The organism is Streptomyces sp. NPDC026672 (assembly GCF_040638185.1).
Taxonomy (GTDB): Bacteria; Actinomycetota; Actinomycetes; order Streptomycetales; family Streptomycetaceae; genus Streptomyces.
Map to the genome: position 1 here is coordinate 22,596 of NZ_JBEZXS010000048.1, position 20,491 is coordinate 43,086.

A 20,491-nucleotide genomic window follows, 5' to 3' on the forward strand; every position below is an offset into this window, starting at 1 on the left:
AAACTTACACTGTCGGCATGACGACCCGCTGGCTCACTCCCGAGGAGCAGCGCGCCTGGCGCGCGTACCTCGCCGGCAGCTCCCTCCTGGAGGACGCGATCGACCGGCAGCTCCAGCAGGACACCGGCATGCCACACCTGTACTACTCCATCCTGGCGAACCTTTCCGAGGCGCCGGACCACAGGCTGCGCATGACGGACCTCGCCGAGAAGTCGAAGATCACCCGCAGCCGGCTGACCTACGCCGTGGGCCGGCTGGAGAAGGACGGGCTGATCCTGCGCGAGGGGTGCTCCTCGGACAAGCGGGGCAGCATCGCGGCCCTCACCGAGACGGGTCTGGCCGTGCTGGAGGACGCGGCGCCGGGCCATGTGGCGACGGTGCGCGCCACCCTCTTCGACCGGCTCACGCCGGAGCAGGTGCGGCAGCTGGAGGAGATCTTCAGCGAGGTCGCCGGGGCGCTCCAGGACGAGGGGGAGCGCGGTACGACGGACGAGGTGCCGTGGCGGCGCCGGTCGCCCCGCCCCTGTTCCTGACCGCCACCCCCCACCCCTCCTCTGATCCACCTCTCGGCTGATCCATCTCTCGGCCCCCTGGTAATCCACCCAGTGATCCGGGGAACAACCCAAAAGCCATTGCTTCAAATTTGAAACGTGATGTAGGGTCCAGGACCGAGGATCTGCTTCAAATCTGAAGCTCCCGTGTCGGCCGCGGAACGGCGGCACGGCGGAGGCGAGGCGGACACCCCCTTGGGCCGAGACCCCTCGGCCCAGGACCTCTTGGACGAAGACCGGAGAACCCGCATGCCCGACACCTCAGCCGCCACCCAGCGCGCCCGCGTCCGGGTACCGCTGCGCTTCCACGACGGCTACTCGGTCGACGCCGAACTCGTCACCTTCCACGGCCTCACCGACGGCCAGGAGCACGTCGCCGTCGTCCTCGGCGACCCGGCCCCCGGCGCCGTACCGCTCGTCCGGCTGCACTCCGAGTGCCTGACCGGCGACGTCTTCGGCTCGGCCCGCTGCGACTGCGGACCGCAGCTGCGCGAGGCGGTCGAGCGCATCGCCGAGCGCGGCGGTGTGCTGCTGTACCTCCGCCAGGAGGGCCGCGGCATCGGCCTCTACAACAAGCTCGACGCGTACGCCCTCCAGGACCAGGGCCTGGACACCTACGAGGCGAACGCCGCCCTCGGGCTGCCCGAGGACGCCCGCGACTACACGTCGGCCGCGCAGATGCTGCGCGCGCTCGGCATCGAGCGGCTGGACCTGCTCTCCAACAACCCCGACAAGGCCGACCAGTTGCGCACCCTGGGCATCGAGGTCCACGACCGCGTCCCGACCGGTGTCTTCACGACGGCCCACAACGTGCGCTACCTGCGCGCGAAGGTCCTCCAGACCCAGCACACACTCCCCCTCGGCCAGCTCACGGAACTGAACGCGGGCTGAGTTCCCGGGGGTTGGGGTTGGGGGCCGAGGCGGCGGGGGCAGAGCCGGGGGCCAGGGCCGAGGCGGCGGGGGCAGAGCCGGGGGCCAGGGCCGAGGTGGCGGGGGCGGAGCCGGGGGCCGGAGTCGGGACCGAACGCGGAGCCGAGGCCCGGACCGAACCGGAACCGAGGCCGCCGCCCACTCCGAAGCCGGGTCAGGGCCGCAGTCGAGGCCGAGGCCAGAACCAAGGCCGGTGCCGGGACCGGGCCGGACCGGCCGACAGCCGCGCCGCTCGGTCGTCCAGTGGCTCAGGTCGGGAAGTTCACGCCGGTGAGGCGTTCGCTCGTTTCCCACAGGAGTGCGCCCTCGGCCGGGTCGTCCGCGCCCCGGGGGAGGCGGGCCTCCTTCGGGGCGCCCGCGGTCTGATCGCGGCCGGCGGGCCCGAGGTACCGCACGCCGCGCACGTCCGCGGCGGTGGCGGCGTACAGCGTGGGCCAGGCGGCGCCCTCTGGCGAGCCCATGACCGTGTGCGCGAGCAGGCCGACGACCGCCTTCATCAGCGGACCCCTGCTGTGCCGCTGGAGGTTGGTCACGGCCGAGCCGGGGTGCACGGCGACCGCTTCCACCGCCGTGCCCTCCAGCCGACGGGCGAGTTCGAGGGTGAAGACGACGTTGGCGCGCTTCGACTTGGCGTACGCGGTCATCGGGGCGTAGCGGCGCTCGCTCATCAGGTCGTCGAGCCGGCCGCCGCGCCAGGCCGCGGCGAGCGCGCTGACGGTGACGATCCGCGCGGCGGGCGAGCGGCGCAGGGCGGGCATGAGGCCGGCCGTGAGCGCGAAGTGGCCCAGGTGGTTGGTGCCGAAGGTCAGCTCGAAGCCGTCGGCGGTGGTGCGGCGTTCGGGGACGTTCATGACCCCGGCGTTGTTGACCAGCAGGTCGACGGTCCCGCTCCCGGCGATGTCCGCGCTCGCGCGCCGGATCGAGGCGAGGCTGCCGAGGTCGAGGACGACCGTGCCGACGTCGGCGCCGGGCCGTTCGTCGCGCAGGGCGGCGGCGGCCTCCTCCAGCTTGCCCGCGCTGCGCCCGGCGAGGAGGACGCGGGCGCCGTGGCGGGCGAGGACCCGGGCCGTCTCCAGGCCGATGCCGCTGTTGCCGCCGGTGATCAGGGCCGTGCGGCCGTGCTGGGAGGGGATGGCGTCCGGGGTCCAGTGCGGGGCGGTGGTGCCGGGCATGGTGGGGCTCCTCTCGTGACGTGTGACGTCTCTTGGTGCGTGGCGTCTCTTGTTGTGGCGTCCGACCGTTCTCAAATGAACGTTCATTTATTACCTGGGACAGACAGTGGCAGCCGCGGGCCGAAGTTGTCAAATGAACGTTCACTAGCGAAGGATGGAGGCATGCGCACACGTGACCCCGACCGCAAGCGGCAGCAGCTGATGGAGGCGGCACTGGCCGAGTTCGCCGAGTACGGCGTCGCCGGCGCCCGCGTCGACCGGCTCGCCAAGCGCGCGGGCATCAGCCCCGGGCTCGTCTACTCCTTTTTCGACGGCAAGGAGGGCCTGTTCGAGGCGGTCTACGACGCGATCGTCGAACAGACCGTCACCGCCGTCCCGATCGACGCCGACGACCTCCCCGAGTACGCCGGCCGGCTCTACGACGCCGGCGTCCAACACCCCCAGGTGATGCGCTTCCTCAGCTGGTACGCCCTGGAACGCGGCGACCGGCGGGACGTACGGCCCCTGGTCGCCCAGTCGATGACCGACAAGACGGCGGCGATCGCGCGGGCCCAGGAACGCGGCACCGTCACCACCCGGGTGCCGGCCCCCGAACTCCTCGCCCTCGTCCTGGTGATCGCCAACATGTGGCAGCACGGCACGGAGGACGTCCACACCCTGGTCCCCCCGGACTCCCACCGCCGGGTGATCGTCGAAGCGGTACGTCAACTGGTCGCGCCGCAGGGGGACTTGCCGTGAACCGACGACGCGCGAAGAAGCTGTCGAACCGCCTCGTCGGCGCGGCGGTGACCGGAGACACCGCACTCGTCCGCCGTCTCCTGTGGGCCGGCGCACGTCCGGGGGCGGCCGACTCGGAGGGCACGACCCCCCTGTACGCGGCGGCGGTCCAGGGAGCCGCGGACATCGCAGGACTCCTCCTGCGGGCCGGCGCGGACCCCGACGCCGAGAGCGGCCACGGCGCCGAGGGCACACCGCTGTGCGCGGCGGCCTGCTGGGGGCACACGGACACCGTGCGCGCACTCGTCGCCGCGGGCGCGGACCCCGCCCTCCGCGAGGACCACGGCACGGGCCGCACCCCGCTGGAGTGGGCGACGACCGGCCCCCACCAGGAGACGATCACGGCCCTGCTGTCCGCGGGAGCACCCCCGCCGGGAAACGACCGAGCCCCCACGCCGAACACCTCGGACGCGCGGGCTCCCGGGTAGGCCCTGTGGGACTCGAACCCACAACCAATGGATCAAAAGTCCCGGCCAAGGCTTGCTGGGTGGTTCCGGGCACTTCTTGGGTGTCCGGAACCACCAGGTCGGAGAGGACTTCGGAGGATGCACGGTCCACTCCGTGACCTCGTGAGGCGCAAGAAGGGTGCCGCCTCCCGCCCACTCCCTCCCACACACGTGGCAGATCACGTACCAGTCGTCGCCCGGCGCGCTCCCGTCCATGCACCCACGCCGCCCCGTCCCAGGGCACTCGTTGGTGATTTCTTCTTGACGGAGCAGAGCCCATGACAGCTCTCCTCGAACCACGACCATGCCTCTCACCTTGCGGTGGCGCGCGCGGCCGAGGTCCGGTACGGGCCAGCACTGCATCTACAGAAGTCCTCCTGAAGCTGCTGGGCAGAGTTAATTACGTCAATTTCCTAGATCGATGCAGAGATAGTTACATCTGGAGGTAACCATCTCTGTCGAACTATGCAACCATCTCTGTATGGACCGTGCTGAACAGCTGGCTGCGCTCTCCGGGGCCGCGGCGGACCAGTGGGGCCTGGTCACCACCGCACAGGCCAAAGCGCTCGGCCTGAACGCCGTGCAGTTGCTGCGCCTGACCGAGGTCGGCCTGCTGGAGAACGTCAGCCGCGGCGTCTACCTCCTCACCGCAGGCGGCACGCCCCGCCACGTGGAGATGAAGGCTGCCTGGCTGCGCCTGCAGCCCAAGACATTCGCCTGGGAACGCCCCGCGGGTCACCCGGACTCTGGCGTCGTCTCCCACGCCTCAGCCTGCCAGCTCCATGAACTGGGCGACATCCCCGCCCCCGACGTGGAGATCACCGTGCCGCGCCGGCGGACCACGAATGAGTCATTCGTCCGCCTGCGTACCGCACCGCTGGAGTCCTCGGAGATCACCGTGGTCGACGGGCTGCCCGTCACCACCGCCGGCCGTACCATCACCGACCTGCTCCAGGCCAAAGCCGACGGCGGCCACATCGGCGGCGTCATCGCCGAAGCAGAACACCGCGACCTGATCGCCCTGGACGACCTTGCCGAACGCGTACAGCCCTACGCCCGCAAGTACGGCCTCAAAGTCACCGCCACCGGACGCGAACTCATCGAACACCTCGTGCAGCAGGCAGGGGAAAGCCTGCGCCGCCAGGAAGCCGACCGAGCCAGCCAGGAAGGCTTCGACGCAGCCGTCCACCTGCTGGCCCACAACCCCGACCTCGCCACCTACCTCGCCCAGCACACCCCGAGCAGCCCCCGCACCATCAATGCATGGAACGAAGACACCGCCATGCTGCTCCGCGGGATCCGGTTGGCCGACCTGTCCCTCCCGCGTGGCTATCCCAACGCCACCGAACTCGCCGGACTGCGTAAGGCCCTCCAAGACATTGACCGGCAGTTGAAGCTGAAGATGTCCAACCCAGCCCTGACCGAGGCAATCACCGGACTCGGCATGCTGAATAAAAGCACGCCGGACAGCGAACCGGCCGACGGCCGACCCGAGGCGGAAAAGACGGACCGACCCGCACAAAGACCTGAAGGACGATCAACCCGGGCGTAAAGTCAGCAGACTTGAACCAGCACGCCAGGGGGCGATCCATGGGCAAGACCTACACGAGCCCGACAGCGTTCCGAGCGGCCCTGACACAAGCCGCACGGAACATGTCCAAGCAGACCGGCATGAGCGTCTCCGACCTCATGAAGATCTTCTACTTCAACCGGCTCTCCGCCCGCGTCTTCACCAAGGAACCCGACGGCTGGCTCATCAAAGGCGGCCAGGCCCTGCTGGTCCGCTACCGCGGCGCCGCCCGCCTCAGCCAGGACATCGACCTGCAGAGCGCGCACCCCGAGCGCAGTGCCGACGAAGCCCGGCAGCTGGTGATCGAGGCCGCCTCGCTGGACCTGGGGGACTACCTCCGCTACACCCCAAGCAAGTTCGAAAACCACAGTGACGAAGGCCGCGGCGGCGCACAGCACTTCAAGGTCTTCTGCGGCACAGCCCAGGTGGCCGACATCAAGGTCGACCTCGTCGTGGGCCGCACCCTCTCCGGCACCCCGGAGATCCGCACCCTGAAGTCCGCCGTCGACATCGAATGGCCGGTCGACTGGCCCGAGGTCCGCCTCTACCCCGTGATCGACCACGTTACCGACAAGATCTGCGCCATGTACGAGCGGCACGGCGACAACGCCCAGTACGGCTCCAGCCGGTACCGCGACTTGGCCGACCTCCTCCTGATCAGCCAGCGGGAAGCCGTCCCCGGACAAGACGTCACCCATGCTCTGCATCATGAAGCCGAACGACGACGACGAAACGGCACCCCTGTCGTACTCCCTGCCGTCTTCGAGGCACCAGGTCCCACCTGGCAGGACATGTACCCCCAGCAGGCGGCCCTGGTTGTCGGTCTTCAGGGCTGCGGCACCTTCGCCGAAGCGGAACAGGCCGCCGCCGCATTCATCAACCCCATGCTCGACAACACGGCTCAGGGAACCTGGGACCCACACCGCGGTACCTGGGCGTAGACACCGCCGGTACGGAACCCGTTTGCCCAGAATCGGTGGTCCCCAGGAGCCACAGCGTGGAAGCAGAAGGAGTGGCCAGCTGATCAGTCGGCGGCCGGGGGCCGGTCGTCGAGGAAGATGGCGGTCACCTCGCTGTTGTGGGAACGCTCGCGGCTGCTGGCAGTGGTGACGGCCCGCTGGGTACGGGAGTGGATGGCGTGGTCGAGGGACCAAGCGGCCGGATCGTCGTCAGCTGGCGGGTCGAGGATGTGCTGGGTGGTGACCAGCACTGCGAGCAGAGAGCGGCCGGAGAGGTGAGCGTCGATCTGCCCATCGTCGGCATAACAGCCGGGCGGAGGAGACGGCAGCCGCCGCGAGCGGCCCGCGCCGGTGATGGCGCTGCCCTCCGTACAGCAGCAGCTCCCGAGCTGGCTACGCACCGACGAGACAGCGAGCCGCCAGTGAGCACACCGCCCGCTGACCCGGGTAGAGACCAAGCTCAACACCATCAGCCAGGGCCTTTTCGAGGTCGGCAAGGACGTCGCCGACCACGAGTCCCGCATCCGCACGCTGGAACACCCGGTGTGGCGGGCACTTCCTCCGCTCCCAGGGCTGGGCGATCGACGAGGAGCTGTGGGCCATCGATGGCGCGGACTGCTCGCCGTGCGACGACAAGGTGCCCGACAGCCACTGAGCCCCGCTACAGTCGCCCCCGCCCTCACAGCTCCCGAGGGCGGGGGCTCCCGCATCCCGACAACCAGAGGACCGCTGTGCCCGTACCGCACGACATCGCCGCCGAGACCGAACTGTGGGACGCCTTCGCCGAGTCGGCGTTCAAGGACGATGCCGAACCCTCGTTCTGCTGGACCCAGTACGCCGGCCACGGCCCCGGTCCGGAGCTCCTGGGCGCCGCGGAGTCCGTCCTGGAGATCGGCTGCGGCACCGGCCGCGCCCTCGCCCACCTCGCGCAGCAGGGCGTGAAGGCCAGCGGCGTGGACCTGTCGCCGCGCATGGTGCAGCGGGCGGGCGAGAAGTGGGCACCGCTCGGCGTGCGGATCGAGCAGGGGGAGATCCTCGACCGGCTCGCCGACGACAAGAGCCGGTACGACGCGATCTACTCCATCTTCGGCGCGGCCTGGTTCACCGACCCGTCCCGCCTCTTCCCCCTCGTCCGCGAGCACCTCGTCCCGGGCGGCACCTTCGTGTTCTCCCAGCCGCCTGCCATCCCCGGCGCCTACGGACCGCAGGGCATGTACAAGGGCGGTTTCGCGGGCAAGGCCATGTTCACCTACCGCTACAGCTACAAGCCCGCCGTGTGGGAGCGCCATCTGCTTCGCGCAGGCTTCGAGACGGCGGAGGCGACGGTGGTGGACGCGCCGAAGGCCGGGCACATCGGCACACTGATCTTCCAGGCTCACGCCTGACCACCCGAGCAGGCCCCGACCGGCATCCCCGTTGCCGACCGGGGCCTGTCCATGTCGTGATCGTCTGCATTTCGGGCGAGCGAGGGGCCGGCTGACGATCACCGAAGCCCCGAAAACGCCGACGACCCCAGATCAGATGCGCTCTGACCTGGGGTCGAACCGTAGGCCCTGTGGGACTCGAACCCACAACCAATGGATTAAAAGTCCTGGCCAAAGCTTGCTAGGGGGTTCCGGACGGTTCTTCGGTGTCCGGAACCCCATGGTCAGGACTGATGTGACTCGTGACGCGGTCTTCTCGGTGATGGCCTGTGCGGTTCCGTCCGCTCACGCATCGCTCACGCAGAAGAGGTCGCCTGAGCAGCACGTTCAGCAGCGATGTAGGTGCGGCGCTACTGCTTCTGGCGCTTGCAGTCCCAGCATGCTCCGGGGTGGGAGCGGACTCGTGCCCGATCGGGTCGAGTCGAGTTGCAGGTTCGCGACGACTTGGACCAGTTGCACGTGGTTCGGCGGCCGCTCCTTCGCTTACAGGTCGAATAGTGCGTCGCCCGCGTCCGATGTTGCCTTCAGCGCCTTGGTTGCCTCTGTGGGAACAGGGAGGATCCCCGCTGTGGTCAGGTCCGTCACCGTGATCAGTTCGCCCGCGCACACATCATTGAAAAGATCGGCCTGTGCTGGCTCCTCTCGCACGAGCAGGCCGAGGACATTCAGCAACTCCAGCAGCTCCGTTGTCCATGAGGGAAGCCAGCGCGGAGCTACCTCGTGGTCCAGTTCGAGGCGTCGCTTGCCGGCGGGGTTCCTCCGTCGGTAGCCGAACCACTTGTCGAGAACGTTCATCCCGGACACTTCGTACTCCCGGACCGCGCGAGGCACCGGACTGATCCGTCCACTGCCGACCCACAGATCCTGTGTCACGGGGTCGTACGCCAGCTTCTCCGGCATGGCTTCCGCATCGTCCGGGATCTCCTCGACGCATCGAGGGCGGTCGCGTGGTAGCAGCACCCTGCCGTACGGCCTCCCGGCCGTCTCGTCGACGTACCGCTCGCCGTAGGTGTGTAGCCACAGGACTCGCTGGCCGATGGCGACTGCCTGCTCCCACAAGCAAAGGTCAACGGTGAGGGGTATCCGCGCGCCGGGGACTTCGAGGTCCTCTTGGAATCGAGCCGTGTACTCCGGGTGGGACGCGATCGCGGCGATGTAGGCCAGCAGGTCTTCAGCGACGACCGGTATGCCGAGCCGCCCGGCGAGCAGGGGGAGCAGACCGGGCATGACGTTGGGCAGCGTGCCGGCGGCGTTGCGGTAGAGGGGACGGGCGCAACCGCTGCGGTTGTTGAAATAGTCCATGTCGGTAATGAGGGCGCTGAAGACCAGTGCCGGACCGTTGACCACCGGGTGGGCGTTCTGCTCAACGGTGTAGATCTGGCGGTCGCTGCGAACTCGCCAAAGGTCCGCTCTGCCTCGCTCCATCAATCGGCTGTCCGGCAACACGTATTGCCGGTCGAACGAGCGGAACCCAATGCGCACCGTTTGAGGGTTTGTCCTGTGCTCGGCGGCGAGCGGTATCCGCCCGTGAGACTCAACTCCTGGCAGGGGCGGGACATTGTCTGAAGGCGCTCGCTCACCAGAGCGTCCGAGCATCTCGGCGCGTCTCTCGGTATCCGCGGCGAGTAAGCGCTGCCACCGTTTATGAAGTGTGTCCTCGTCCGGCGCGTAGACCCACATGCGCCCAGGCGTGACGCCACGAGACGACCACGGCATCAGATCTCTCAGCTGCGGGCAGGACTCCCACAGGTCGCTGCCGGGTGGCAGAAAGGCATCCGTCTCACCCGTGGCGCACTCGCGCCATTCGGGGTCGTCGAGCCTGAGTGTCGTCAGGCGTTCGATCTTCTCGTCTCGGCGCCCGCCGACCTTGAGGTGTCTTACCTTTGCAGTCTGCTGGTCCGTCCGTGGCCTGGGGCTGTCCCGCCACCGCACAAAGATCGCGATGCACAATTCCTGGGCGACCTCGGGGAAGATCCGGGTCGCGACATCCGCGCGGTGGCCCTCCGGGGACAGGTCGACGATCCAGCCTTCGTCGGCGGTTTCGCGTAGATAACGCCGCATTCCGGCGAACGCCCGCCCCTTGAGCCATGCCTTCGGCGTGATCAGCGCGACCACACCGAATGGCACGTCGTCGTGTGCGTCGAAGACCTTCCAGGTGGCCCAGCGCCAGAAGTAGACGTAGAGGTTGGCGATCTTCGACTCGTACCTGCCGTTGCCAGGTTGCCGGAAGGCCCCCAGCGGGGCCGGGATGTCCGCCTCGGGCTCCCCTCGTTCCACCCACTTGCCAGCGCCCCGTTTCACGGCGTCGTGAGGCGGGTTGCCCATGACGACCATGACACGTTCGTCCCGCTTGACCTGGTTGGCCTGCCGACGGGATTCCGCGAGCGCCCGGTAGGTGTGAGGGATCCAGTTGAACTCGGCTGTCGGGCTGTCCAGGGCGTCAGCCACCAACAGCCTGAGTCCCCGGGCGGGGGCGGCGGACCCGTACTGCTTGAGCATGGCGTGCATGCGTAGTTCCGCGACAGCGAACGGACCGACCTGCATCTCGAAACCAACCAGCCGACGTCCCACCATCTCTCGCAAGCGTGGGCCCACCGCACCTGGGCCCTCTGCCTCGGTGATGGTCTCGGCGGCCAGCTCCAGCGCCGACAGGAGGAAGGTGCCGGTGCCCATGGCTGGGTCGACAAGGACCACATCGGGAGAAGCGAAGCCGGACGGGATACGGAAACCCTCCCGCTTCAGGACGTCCTCGACGAGCCGGGCCATGGCCGAGACGACACCACGCGGTGTGTAGTACGAGCCTGTGCGTATCCGCAGGTCCGGGTCGTAGATCTGGAGAAAGTGTTCGTACAGCAGGAAGTAGGCGTCCCCGGTGCCATCGTCCAGCACATCCCATCTGACCGCGCCGATGACACGAAGCAATGTGTTCAGCGTGGTGGACAGGCCAGCAACAGAGTCGCCGGCCAAGACATCCAGGGCCTGCCCCATCAACGAGTGCTTCTTGCCGAGCTTCGTGGCGATCTCATGCACAGTCTCGCCTTCGAAATTGATCTCCTCCACCCTGGCGAGCAGCAGTGCGAACACCACTGCCTGACCGTATTGCTCGACGAACTGGGCGTCGGTTGCTTCCGGAAACAGCAGGTGTCGCCAGTCCTTGGCGAGTGTCGTGAATGCCGGTGGACGTCGACGGCTCTTCTCCTGTGCGATCGCTTCTCCGACCTCTTCCGACAGAAGTTGGCATAGCCCGGCGACTGCTCGGATGAGCTGACTCGTGGTGCGAGGTGTCTGCGGCTCCCAGGTCAGGAATTCGCGTAGCACCCGCGCGAGTGTCCCGTCGGCGGGGGTAAGCCGGGATCCAGAGGTGAGAACCGAGCCCTTCATGTGGGCCACTTCACCAACCTGTTGGCCCTCTTGGTGGACGGAGAATTCGTTCCCGTCACAGAGCAGAACGTTGTTGAGCAGCCGTAGTTTTGCCCACTGTTCGGCGTTGCGGCCTGTGTAGACGGACGGGTCGGCCTGGGTGCCCGGCTTCTTGAGCTCGATGTAACCGACGAGGGCGCCTGCTACCTCAACGGCATAGTCAGGGCGGGCTCCCATGTCGACAAGCGGGACTTCGCCAATGAGCGTGACGTCCAGACCCAAGCCACGGCATATGGACCGGATCATGTTCTCCAGCGGTCCCCGGAGCTGGTCTTCCTGCCACCCACCGCCTCTCAGCTTTGGCGTGACCTCCGCCCCGAACGTCGACACGGCGGCCTGCACTGCCTGCTCGAAGCTGTCATCGATCCTGCGACGGGACCCCATACCGCCCCCATCCCCAAGGCGGGCAGATCCGGCCGACGTCAAGTCAGTGCGGTCACCTGCCGCACCGTGCTCCCCGTCGGGGCCGGACTTTTCCGGCCCTCGCAGTTCCATGACCGTAGAAGGGGAGCGCGGGGCGCGTGGAGGGTGCACGCAGGGGCGCACAGAAGCACCAATGCAACGTCCTGCGACGGCTACACCGGGTCACCCGGACTCCGCAGGGCTTGAAAGTGGAACTGGGCTTAGATGAAGTCCTGGCCAAACCTTGTTGGGTGGTTCCGGACGCTTCTTGGATGTCCGGAACCACCAGGTGGGAGAGGACTTCGGAGGATGCACGATCCACTCCGTGGTCGTCCATTCCACGTCGTCCGCGCACGCATCGCTCACGCACCACCAGCCCAAGCGTCAGCGCTTCCGCAGGTCCTCGTGAGGCGCAAGAAGGGTGCTGCCTCCCGCCCACTTCGTCCCACACACGTGGCAGATCACGTACCAGTCGTCGCCCGGCGCGCTCTCGTCCATGCGCCCACGCTGCCCCGTCCCAGGACACTCGTTGGTGATTTCTTCTTGCCGCATTGCTTCTCCCCTGTGAGTGGTTGATCAGGCCGCGCCTTCGGCCGCGACAGCAGTGGAGCGGATCGAGTGGATGACGGACACCATGGCGTCTACTTCGGTGTCGGGAAAGATCGCCTCGGGACCGGTCGGCGCGAGCGCGGTGAACGGCGACTCATACAGTGCGTCAACGTCAATGGTGCCGTTCCGCGCTAGATAGTCGATGACCTCGTTGAGGAAGCGGAGCTGGTTGGCCGTGAATGTCTTGCCCTGTTGGAAGGCGTCGAAGGCTAGCGCCGCTGCCTCCCGCTCCAAGCCTGTCAGCGATCGCAGGAAAAGGCCGAGGCCACCCTTGGCGTCCTTGATGTAGTCAATGTCTGCTGTGGTGCCGAGGCCGGCCTCAACGAAGATCTGCTCCAGCTGTGACAGGTCCGTCGCGGTGATCTGCTTGTTGCGACGGATCTTCTGGACAGCGAGCTGGTCCTGGTGCGTGTTGAGGTAAATGCGGATCTTCTGCTCGAAACGCGTGAGATCAGTTCCGATCTCCATGCCGCTGAGCGTGGCAGCGGTCAGCTCGCCGAGCTCATCTTCAAAGTCGGTGTAGACAATACTGCGCTTGGTCTTCTCGATCAGCCGGACGAGCCCGCGCAGGCGGCGGCGCATCGTCTCCAGCAAGGGAAGCGTCACATCCTGCCACCACTCATCGCCGGCCACTTCGTCGAGCAGGAGTTGCTGGGCCTTGATCGCAGGGATAGTCAGCTGGTCGAGCAGTGTGGACGCGATCTCCTGGACTTGGTCCCGCAGGCGAGCAAAGCTCGGGTCGCCATTCAGAACGGCGAGTTGGAGGCGAAGCGAAAGCAGGTCGAATCGCTTGGCCTCCTCCCCGGTGTCGTCCTTGTCGCGGAAGGCCGTCGGAAGTCCCGATAGGTGATCGACGACTTGGCTGTGCGCGTCAGGCGTGAATGCAAGCCACGCATCGAAGTCCGCGAAGGTTTCAATCTGCTCGCGGTGCGGACGGACAAGGAAGTTGTCCGGATTCATCGCCGTCACCTCGTCGTGCAGCCGCGTGGCGAGGTCCCAGCGCAAGCCCTCATCGCTGACCGTGCCATCGGACTCTGGTCGTACGGCAGACTCCGCCGCATCTGGGCCAGAGTCTTCTGCCCCGTCGAGGGCGAGGAGCAGGTCGGCGCGGCGTTCGAAGATCCGCTGGCTCAGCGAGGGAGCGACCTTGCCTTCAGCGCGCATCAGGTTCTGGTTGAAGAACTCGATGTTCTGGCACAGGTCAAAAACCAGGAAGCCGTCCTTGCTCCTGTTCGGACCGAACAGGTCGGGTGCGAGGCGAGTGCCGCGGCCGACCATCTGCCAGAACTTGGTCTTGGACCGCACCAGTTTGAAGAAGACAAGGTTGACGACCTCAGGCACATCGATGCCGGTGTCCAGCATGTCCACGGAGATGGCGATCTGGGGAAGCTCCGCAGCGTCGGAGAACTTGTCGATGAGGCTCTGGGCGTACTCGGTGCGGTACGTGATGACCTGGGCGAAGGCACCCTTGAGGTGCGGGTAGTTCTTGTCGAATCGCTCTGCGATGAACTCCGCGTGGCGATTGTTGGCGGCGAAGATGATGGTTTTGCCGAGCTTGTCGCCGCCGTCGACCTTCAGGCCGTGCGTCATGAGGGTCTGCAGGACCTTGTCGACGGTGTCGGCGTTGAAGAGGTACTTGTTTAGCTCCTCTGTGGTGATCTCATCAGGGACTTGCCCATCCTCGCTCCACTCCGTCTCGTCCCACTTCTCCTTGTCCTCGTCGGAGAGGTCGTCGTACTTAATGCCGCCCCGCTGAAACTTCAGCGGGACATCGACAGCACGCGGCGCCACCAGGTAGCCCTCCGCCACCGCCTCGTCCAGGCTGTAGACATCAGTGGGCACGCCATCCTCAAGCTCGAAGCGGCGGTAGGTGTTCCGGTCGACTTCGTCCTTCGGTGTCGCTGTCAGGCCAACAAGGAGCGAGTCGAAGTAGTCGAAGATTGCGCCGTATCGCTGGTAGATCGAGCGATGTGCCTCATCGATGACGATCAGGTCGAAGAAGCCAGGGCCGAAGGAACGGCGGCCCGCAGCGTCGGTCTGATCGATCAGATTCATCATCGTCGGATAGGTGGAGACGAATACCCGCGCGTTGGGGTCCTTCTCCTCCAGCAGGTTGACGACGGGGGCACCAGGCAGATGCTTCTTGAACTCGTTGGTGGCTTGCTTGACCAAAGCGGTGCGGTCGGCGAGGAAGAGGATGCGCTTGGCCCAGTTTGCGCGCATCATCAAGTCGCTCAGCGCAATTACGGTGCGGGTCTTTCCGGATCCGGTTGCCATCACGAGCAGGGCGTGGCGCAGTGAGTCCTTTTCAAAGGAGTCAGCAATCCGTCGTATCGCGCGGGACTGATAGTGGCGGCCGGCAATCTGCTCGTTGATCGGCATCTTGGCGAGGCTGCGGCGGCTGGCTCGCCGCTGGACCAGGAGACGAAGTTCATCCTTGGTGTAAAAGCCTTGCACCTCACGAGGAGGATACCTGAGGTCATCGAACAAGTAGGTGCGGAAGCCGTTGGTGTAGAAGATCACCGGCCGCTGCTTGAACTGATCTTCCAGGGCCCTGGCGTAGACGGTCGCTTGATACTTGCCCTGCTGCGGGTCGCGAGTGGTCCGCTTGGCCTCAACGACGGCCAGAGGTTTGCCGTCGTCGTCCCACAGGACGTAGTCAACCTTACCCTTGCCAGAGGGCGCGGCCGAGGTCGGCAACCCAGAGACCGGGTATTCGCGGTCCCTCGGCTGGTCCAGGTCCCAGCCAGCCTCCTTTAGGAGGAGGTCAATAATCAGGGTGCGGGTCTGGGCTTCGTTGTAGTCGTGTGTGTCCGGCTGTGCCTCGTTAGCGACCTTGGCTGCCTTGATCTGTGCGCGCAGCGCGGCGATCTCTGCATCGAGATCCTCGTTCTTCTTCCGCTCCGCGATCAGTGCGGCATCTTGCTCGGCGTGCTTCTCTGCCTGGGCCTTCAGCTCGGCCTGCTTGGCGATGCGCACCTCTGCGGGGACCGGTCGAGGTATCAGCGCCACATCGAAGGCGAGCGTGGCCGGGGGCAGTTGGGTCTGGTCGCGGGTGTAGGTGCGCGCCATCCAATACAGGACGTGGAATAGCTCCGTGAGCGTGCGCACCGCGTCCTGGGGAGTGATGGGTGTCTTGCGATGCACGGCGATATTGCCTTGCCGACGGATCACATCCATCTTCGCCCGGACCGCAGGGCCAGAGACTCGCACCAGTGTCGGCTCGGCAATCAGCGCCGCTAAATCACGTCGATAAGGCAACCTGAGCGTGTCATCAGCTTCGAACAACCACGCCACCGTGAGTTCCAGCACCCGACGTGCGTAGAAGGCGGACGCCCTCGGGTCTGCATGCGCCAGCCGCTCAGCGTGTACCGATTCTCGGTGCAGGTCAGGCCACTCAGCCTGGAGAAAACCGAAGTTGCTCACGTTGGTGACCTTTCACTGAGGCGGGCGGCGTAATCTCGCATCTGGGCGGCGGTAGCAATCATGTAGCGGACGCAGCCTGGATCGACCACAGCTCGCCGCGAAATGCACGGTGCCGGATCGAGGCAAAGAGCGCGTCGAGCTGGGACAGGTGCTCACCATGGGATGACTTGCACTGCTCAAGATGCCTGATTCTAGCCCCAAAATCCTGCTGCAACTTGATAGGGGGAATGAGCAACGGAAAATTCTTCAACTGGGTTGCATTGATCGAGGCGATTCCAGTTGTCTGCTTGGCTGAACGCAGGAAGTAGCTCCGCCCACGATTTGACGCAACAAGCCAATTCAAGAAGATGGGATCAATGCCAGACCCTTCGCGCAACCGAACGCGAAAAATGTGATTCTGGTGAATGCATTCAGGGAGTTCGTTTCGCCAGAGCGTGCCGCGGCCGAGCTTGTCCGGATCCCCTCCCTCGGTGAGGAGTAGATCGTCCTCCAAGAGGCGATAGCGATCGATCTCGTCTGCGGTAGCCTCGATCTCCTTAACTGCAGATAGATCAAGGCGTCGCTCTTGAACGTTAGCGACTGCCATATAGGGAACACTGCGCAGTGGACCGTTAGGCGCTCTGCGGCCCTTCGTGATTCCAGACACAATAAACGCTGCATCTCCCAGGGTTCGATGCTCATCCCAACCGCGATCGTTTTTTACGACATCGCCAAACATATCGCGGAAGATGGACTGACTGAGGTCTTCGAGCAAGGAGATGGCTTCACGCCGCTTAGCGCGCAGAGTGTCTAGATGGTTCAAAATTTCAGCGATCTTCCGCTGCATCGAAATTGGTGGCAGTGGGAGACGGAGAGGAGTCAAGTCCTTCTTGTTGAGCTGGGGAATGCTGCTGCCATTCGCAATCTGAGATAGATCGAACGACTGAAACCAGTGATAAAGGTAGTCGCCATCAAGCTGACCGGGAGTGGGTTCGACCGCCATCAAGTTCGGATCGAGAATGCAGGGGCGCTCTACGATTCGCTTCTTATTTGTCCCAATGGCGCCACCTCGTTTCGGGAAAATTAGCGACCCGGCTGGGCACGTAGCTGATCTGGCCCCTGGTGTGGCACTCCAGCGCTGAGATTTCTTTAGCGTTCGCTCGTTCCCCGGCAGGCTCATGTCGGAAACTCTCACGAGGAGGTACCCGTCGGGCTGGCCATTGAAAGATTCACCGATGGGGAGCGAGGCACCAGCGTAAAATTTTGAGACGTCTCCGAGCGGGTAGGTGCGCATCTAGATCATGCCCTTCAGCTCACTCATGCCCTGCTGGATTTCCGCCTCAATCTGCGCGAGTTCATCCATGATCTCGGCGGGTGAGCGATGCTCGATCTCCTTGTGGGTGATTTCCTTGTAGCGACTGAGGCTCAGATCGTATCCCTGGGATGCGATCTCCTCTTTGGGAACGCAGAAACTCGGATTGGTCCGTTCCCGGTTCTGCTCGCTGCCGTTGCGGCGTCGCCACCGAGCCAGTACGTCAGGCAAATTATTCTTGGCGTGCTCGTCCGCGCTCAGGGCGTCGTTGCCCACAAGAGGCCCAAGCTTTTCCATCCCCAGAAGTGGGGTGCGCTTGTCATCCAGGCTCCAGCCGTCCGCCGTGACTTCGTAGAACCAAACGTTGTCTGTACCGCCGCTGTTGGTCTTGGTGAAGAACAGGATGGCCGTGGACACCACTGAGTACGGCTTGAAGACGCCACTCGGAAGCTTCACAACGGCATCCAGTTTGTGCCCTTCAATAAGCAACTCGCGTAGGTCTTTGTGTGCCTTGCTTGAGCCGAAGAGCACCCCTTCTGGCACGACCACTGCTGCGCGCCCCCCGGGCTTGAGCAGCCGTAGGAATAGGGCGAGGAAAAGAAGCTCCGTCTTCTTAGTCTTGACGACCTTCTGTAGATCTGCAGCAGTCGCATCGTAGTCGAGACTGCCCTTAAAAGGCGGGTTGGCAAGAATGAGAGAATATTTGTCCGCTTCACTCGCCACGCTTTCCGCGAGTGAGTCGCGATAGCGGATATCGGGGTTCTCGACGGAATGCAGCAGCATATTCATGCTGCCAATGCGGAGCATGGTGCTGTCGAAGTCGAACCCGTGAAACATGCTCTCGTTGAAATGCTTCCTCTGGGCAGGCTCGAACAACGCCTCGCGGTGAGTACGCTCAACATACTCGGCGGAGGCCACCAGGAAGCCGGCTGTGCCACAGGCGGGGTCGCAGATCTCGTCGCCGGGCTGCGGGGCCATCATCTCCACCATCAACTGGATGATGTGCCGGGGCGTGCGGAACTGGCCGTTCTGCCCAGATGTAGCGATCTTGCTGAGCATGTACTCGTACAGATCGCCCTTGGTGTCCTTGTCGCCCATGTCGATACCGTTGATCATGTCAACGGCCTTAGTGAGCAGGTTCGAGGTCGTGATGGTGAACCGCGCGTCCTTCATGTGGTGCGCGTAGGTGGACCCCTCACCACCCAACGTGCGCAGCCAGGGGAAGACACCGTCACGCACCCTCGTGAGCATGTTCTCGGGGGACTCGTTGATGAACACCGACCAGCGCAGTACTTGAGTGTCGTCCGTGTAGATCAGGTTCTCGACCGGCCGCCCAGTGCGATTGGCCCGGTTCTCCTTGGCCTGTTCCAGGATGTCGAGGCGCCGGATGAACATCAGGTAGGTGATCTGTTCGATGACCTCTAGCGGGTTGGAGATACCTCCTGACCAGAAGGCATCCCACAGTCGGTCGATCTTGCTCTTCAGCTCACCTGTAATCACGGATGCAGGCTAGCGCAGCCCACTGATGAGGACGGGAGGATCGCAAGATCGTTGATGGCTGGCAGGAGCGAGGGTCTGCCAGCGCGTGTTCCATTCCAGCGACCTATGAGGAGATGGATGCGAGCAGGTGTCGGCCGTCTAACGAATCCGGGTGGTTCCTCGTAGGACTGTTCAGCGGGCGGTGCGGATCATCACCGTGAGAACCGGCGAGGCTGGTGATGGCTGGCTTTGCCCGATGTCCTCGTACCCCCACGACCTGTAGAGCGCATGGACCTTTCCGTCGCCGGCCGCTGGGTTGACCATGAGCGTGACGAATGGCTCGTCGCGGGTGTCGAGAAGGGCGTCGTGGATGCGGCGGGCGGTGCCGGTCTTCCGCCAGGTCGGCCGGACCCCGATTTCCTTCAGGGCCAGGGCCGGGCGCTCGGTGTACTTCTCGGCCGGCGTCGGGCTGGTGCGCTGCCAGTAGCGGTCGCCGTGCTCGATGGTGTTGCCGTAGGCGTAACCGACCGGGTGCCCATCCGCGTACGCGAGGACGGCCGTGAACCCCGGCTCGCTGCCGTGTCGGTCCAGGCGTTCGCCGAACGCGGTGACCGCGTAGTTCGGCAGGTGGAGGAGCGGGGCGCGTACGTCGGCGTACACGTCGAGGAGGTCGCCGCGGACTGTGTCGAGGGTGGTGAAGGTGCGTAGTTCGATGGCGGGCGCCGTGGTCATGCGGCCATCCTCCAGGTGGCGGTGTGCTCGGTCCAGGTCTGCACGGTGGAGCTGCCCGGCGCGGTGGCGCGCAGTGCGGCCCCGAACTCCTGCAGCATGCGCGTGACCCGGGCGTGCTGGGTGGCGGCTTCGGCGGGGACCTTCATCGCGGTGGCCGTGGCGGCGTCGGGGGCGCCCTGTGCGAGCTGGGCGTGCGCGAGCCGGGTGGTGGTGATAGCCCGGGAGCGGATCATGTGGGGCCGGAGGGCGGACAGGCAGCGGTGGGCGTGGTACTCGGCGGTCGAGTAGTCGCCGAGCGCCAAGTGTGCGGAGAGCGCCAGGGAGTCCAGCTCGGCCTGATCGTAGAAGGCGAGCATCCACACCGGCCGGTAGTCGGCGGGATCGGCGCGCAGCATGGCGTCCTGCGCCTGCTCGAAGGCCCGGCGGGTGCCGGTGCGGTCCTGTGCCGTGCCGTGGATGGCGCCCTGGCGGGCCAGACCGAGGGAGGCGAACAGGGGGTCACGGCGGGTGAGGTGCAGGTTGCGGGCGACGTCGTTGGCGGCGAACGCGTCGGCGGGGCGGCCCATGTGGCGGTACATGGTGCCCGCGTGGCTCCAGATGCGGAACTTGATCGCCTGGTCGCCGGACATCTCGGCGAGGGCCTGGGCCTCACGCATGTGCGCCTTGGCAACGTCGTAGCGCCGGCCGTCGATGGCGGCCCACATCGCGGAGGAGCGGAAGGCGGCTGCTGAGGCGTAGAGGTTGCTTCGTACACGCTGGGTGGCACTGCCGGCGTTCTGGAGGTTGAGCGCCTCGTCGGCGAGGGCGGCGGCCCGCTGCTCAATGCCGAGTTGTCCGCCGTGCCGGTGGTCGCTGGCGATGATCTCGGCGAAGCGCTTGTTCAGGCGGTTGACGTCGCTCATGCCGATACGGCGCTGCGATGCGGTGCCCGGTGCGGCTGCTGCTGCGGCAGCCGCCGCGATGCCGCCGACGAGAGTACGGCGCTTCATGTCGAGGTCCTCCTGCTGCGGTGGGGCCGGGGTGGACGACGGCCGGCCCCGTGGCACGAACCCTAAAGCGACGGCGGGCAGTCCGGAGACGTCCTCAAGTGCCTTGCGGGCAGCTGACTTTGGCCACGTGACCCGGCCCGCTTTCCATGCCCGGACCGATGAGCCGTCGAGGCCACCAGGGCGCCCGGTCAACCGTTCAATGGCCCTGTTCACGGCCTCGGCGAGGCTGTTGGAGCTGTAGCCGTGTTCGGTCATCCACGCCTCAAGAACGGTGTTGCGGGTGGTGTCCATGCGGGCACGGTAGCCCTCGCTAT

Annotated in this window: 15 protein-coding genes; 7 read left to right on the plus strand and 8 right to left on the minus strand. The window is 65.7% G+C overall.

The features are described from left to right. The first annotated feature begins 17 nt into the window (after window positions 1–17). Window positions 18–533, plus strand: coding sequence for a MarR family transcriptional regulator (locus AB0F77_RS36295; RefSeq protein WP_361956782.1), 516 nt, complete (start codon window positions 18–20; stop codon window positions 531–533). A 267-nt stretch (window positions 534–800) separates the two neighbouring features. Further along, window positions 801–1,442, plus strand: coding sequence for a GTP cyclohydrolase II (ribA, locus tag AB0F77_RS36300; protein WP_361956785.1), 642 nt, complete (start codon window positions 801–803; stop codon window positions 1,440–1,442). A gap of 287 nt (window positions 1,443–1,729) precedes the next feature. On the opposite strand, the gene AB0F77_RS36305 is transcribed toward ribA, so the two are convergent. Next, window positions 1,730–2,653, minus strand: coding sequence for an oxidoreductase (locus AB0F77_RS36305; protein ID WP_361956788.1), 924 nt, complete (start codon window positions 2,651–2,653; stop codon window positions 1,730–1,732). A gap of 162 nt (window positions 2,654–2,815) precedes the next feature. On the opposite strand from AB0F77_RS36305, the gene AB0F77_RS36310 reads away from it, so the two are divergent. From AB0F77_RS36310 to AB0F77_RS36325, 4 genes are all read left to right on the plus strand, one after another. Beyond that, complete coding sequence (locus AB0F77_RS36310) at window positions 2,816–3,391, plus strand: TetR family transcriptional regulator (protein WP_361956791.1); 576 nt, start codon at window positions 2,816–2,818, stop codon at window positions 3,389–3,391. After that, window positions 3,388–3,858, plus strand: coding sequence for an ankyrin repeat domain-containing protein (locus AB0F77_RS36315; RefSeq protein ID WP_361956794.1), 471 nt, complete (start codon window positions 3,388–3,390; stop codon window positions 3,856–3,858). The genes AB0F77_RS36310 and AB0F77_RS36315 overlap by 4 nt, the downstream gene beginning before the upstream one ends. A gap of 499 nt (window positions 3,859–4,357) precedes the next feature. Further along, window positions 4,358–5,428, plus strand: coding sequence for a type IV toxin-antitoxin system AbiEi family antitoxin domain-containing protein (locus tag AB0F77_RS36320; RefSeq protein WP_361956797.1), 1,071 nt, complete (start codon window positions 4,358–4,360; stop codon window positions 5,426–5,428). A 38-nt stretch (window positions 5,429–5,466) separates the two neighbouring features. Further along, complete coding sequence (locus tag AB0F77_RS36325; protein ID WP_361956800.1) at window positions 5,467–6,387, plus strand: nucleotidyl transferase AbiEii/AbiGii toxin family protein; 921 nt, start codon at window positions 5,467–5,469, stop codon at window positions 6,385–6,387. A gap of 83 nt (window positions 6,388–6,470) precedes the next feature. Here AB0F77_RS36325 and AB0F77_RS36330 read toward each other — a convergent pair whose 3' ends face one another. Then, the gene (locus AB0F77_RS36330) at window positions 6,471–6,806 is read right to left on the minus strand and encodes a hypothetical protein (RefSeq protein WP_361956803.1); all 336 of its coding nucleotides are present in this window, start codon (window positions 6,804–6,806) and stop codon (window positions 6,471–6,473) included. Window positions 6,807–7,136: 330 nt separating this feature from the next. Here AB0F77_RS36330 and AB0F77_RS36335 point away from each other — a divergent pair, with 330 nt between their 5' ends. Then, window positions 7,137–7,790: a class I SAM-dependent methyltransferase gene (locus AB0F77_RS36335; RefSeq protein WP_361956806.1), complete on the plus strand. Its 654-nt coding sequence runs from the start codon at window positions 7,137–7,139 to the stop codon at window positions 7,788–7,790. 522 nt (window positions 7,791–8,312) lie between these two features. Here the strand turns inward: AB0F77_RS36335 and AB0F77_RS36340 are convergent. From AB0F77_RS36340 to AB0F77_RS36365, 6 genes are all read right to left on the minus strand, one after another. Further along, entirely contained in the window at window positions 8,313–11,633 is a 3,321-nt protein-coding gene (locus AB0F77_RS36340) for a type ISP restriction/modification enzyme (protein WP_361956809.1), read from the minus strand. Window positions 11,634–12,227: 594 nt separating this feature from the next. Then, window positions 12,228–15,686 carry a DEAD/DEAH box helicase family protein gene (locus tag AB0F77_RS36345; RefSeq protein ID WP_361956812.1) on the minus strand — a complete coding sequence of 1,153 codons (3,459 nt, stop codon included), beginning with the start codon at window positions 15,684–15,686 and terminating at the stop codon, window positions 12,228–12,230. 58 nt (window positions 15,687–15,744) lie between these two features. Further along, the gene (locus tag AB0F77_RS36350; protein WP_361956815.1) at window positions 15,745–16,959 is read right to left on the minus strand and encodes a restriction endonuclease subunit S; all 1,215 of its coding nucleotides are present in this window, start codon (window positions 16,957–16,959) and stop codon (window positions 15,745–15,747) included. Continuing rightward, window positions 16,960–18,477, minus strand: a complete 1,518-nt coding sequence (locus AB0F77_RS36355) for a class I SAM-dependent DNA methyltransferase (RefSeq protein ID WP_361956818.1) — start codon at window positions 18,475–18,477, stop codon at window positions 16,960–16,962. It abuts the gene before it with no gap. Between the two features lie 171 nt (window positions 18,478–18,648). After that, complete coding sequence (locus tag AB0F77_RS36360) at window positions 18,649–19,188, minus strand: GNAT family N-acetyltransferase (RefSeq protein ID WP_361956821.1); 540 nt, start codon at window positions 19,186–19,188, stop codon at window positions 18,649–18,651. Next, window positions 19,185–20,468, minus strand: coding sequence for an XRE family transcriptional regulator (locus AB0F77_RS36365; protein ID WP_361956824.1), 1,284 nt, complete (start codon window positions 20,466–20,468; stop codon window positions 19,185–19,187). The genes AB0F77_RS36360 and AB0F77_RS36365 overlap by 4 nt, the downstream gene beginning before the upstream one ends. Window positions 20,469–20,491 lie beyond the last annotated feature (23 nt).

Bases quoted from the DNA above. Each gene is read 5' to 3' on its own strand.
- AB0F77_RS36295 (WP_361956782.1), top strand. From the start codon at position 18: ATGACGACCCGCTGGCTCACTCCCGAGGAGCAGCGCGCCTGGCGCGCG.
- ribA (WP_361956785.1), top strand. From the start codon at position 801: ATGCCCGACACCTCAGCCGCCACCCAGCGCGCCCGCGTCCGGGTACCG.
- AB0F77_RS36305 (WP_361956788.1), bottom strand. From the start codon at position 2,653: ATGCCCGGCACCACCGCCCCGCACTGGACCCCGGACGCCATCCCCTCC.
- AB0F77_RS36310 (WP_361956791.1), top strand. From the start codon at position 2,816: ATGCGCACACGTGACCCCGACCGCAAGCGGCAGCAGCTGATGGAGGCG.
- AB0F77_RS36320 (WP_361956797.1), top strand. From the start codon at position 4,358: ATGGACCGTGCTGAACAGCTGGCTGCGCTCTCCGGGGCCGCGGCGGAC.
- AB0F77_RS36325 (WP_361956800.1), top strand. From the start codon at position 5,467: ATGGGCAAGACCTACACGAGCCCGACAGCGTTCCGAGCGGCCCTGACA.
- AB0F77_RS36340 (WP_361956809.1), bottom strand. From the start codon at position 11,633: ATGGGGTCCCGTCGCAGGATCGATGACAGCTTCGAGCAGGCAGTGCAG.
- AB0F77_RS36350 (WP_361956815.1), bottom strand. From the start codon at position 16,959: ATGCGCACCTACCCGCTCGGAGACGTCTCAAAATTTTACGCTGGTGCC.
- AB0F77_RS36360 (WP_361956821.1), bottom strand. From the start codon at position 19,188: ATGACCACGGCGCCCGCCATCGAACTACGCACCTTCACCACCCTCGAC.
- AB0F77_RS36365 (WP_361956824.1), bottom strand. From the start codon at position 20,468: ATGGACACCACCCGCAACACCGTTCTTGAGGCGTGGATGACCGAACAC.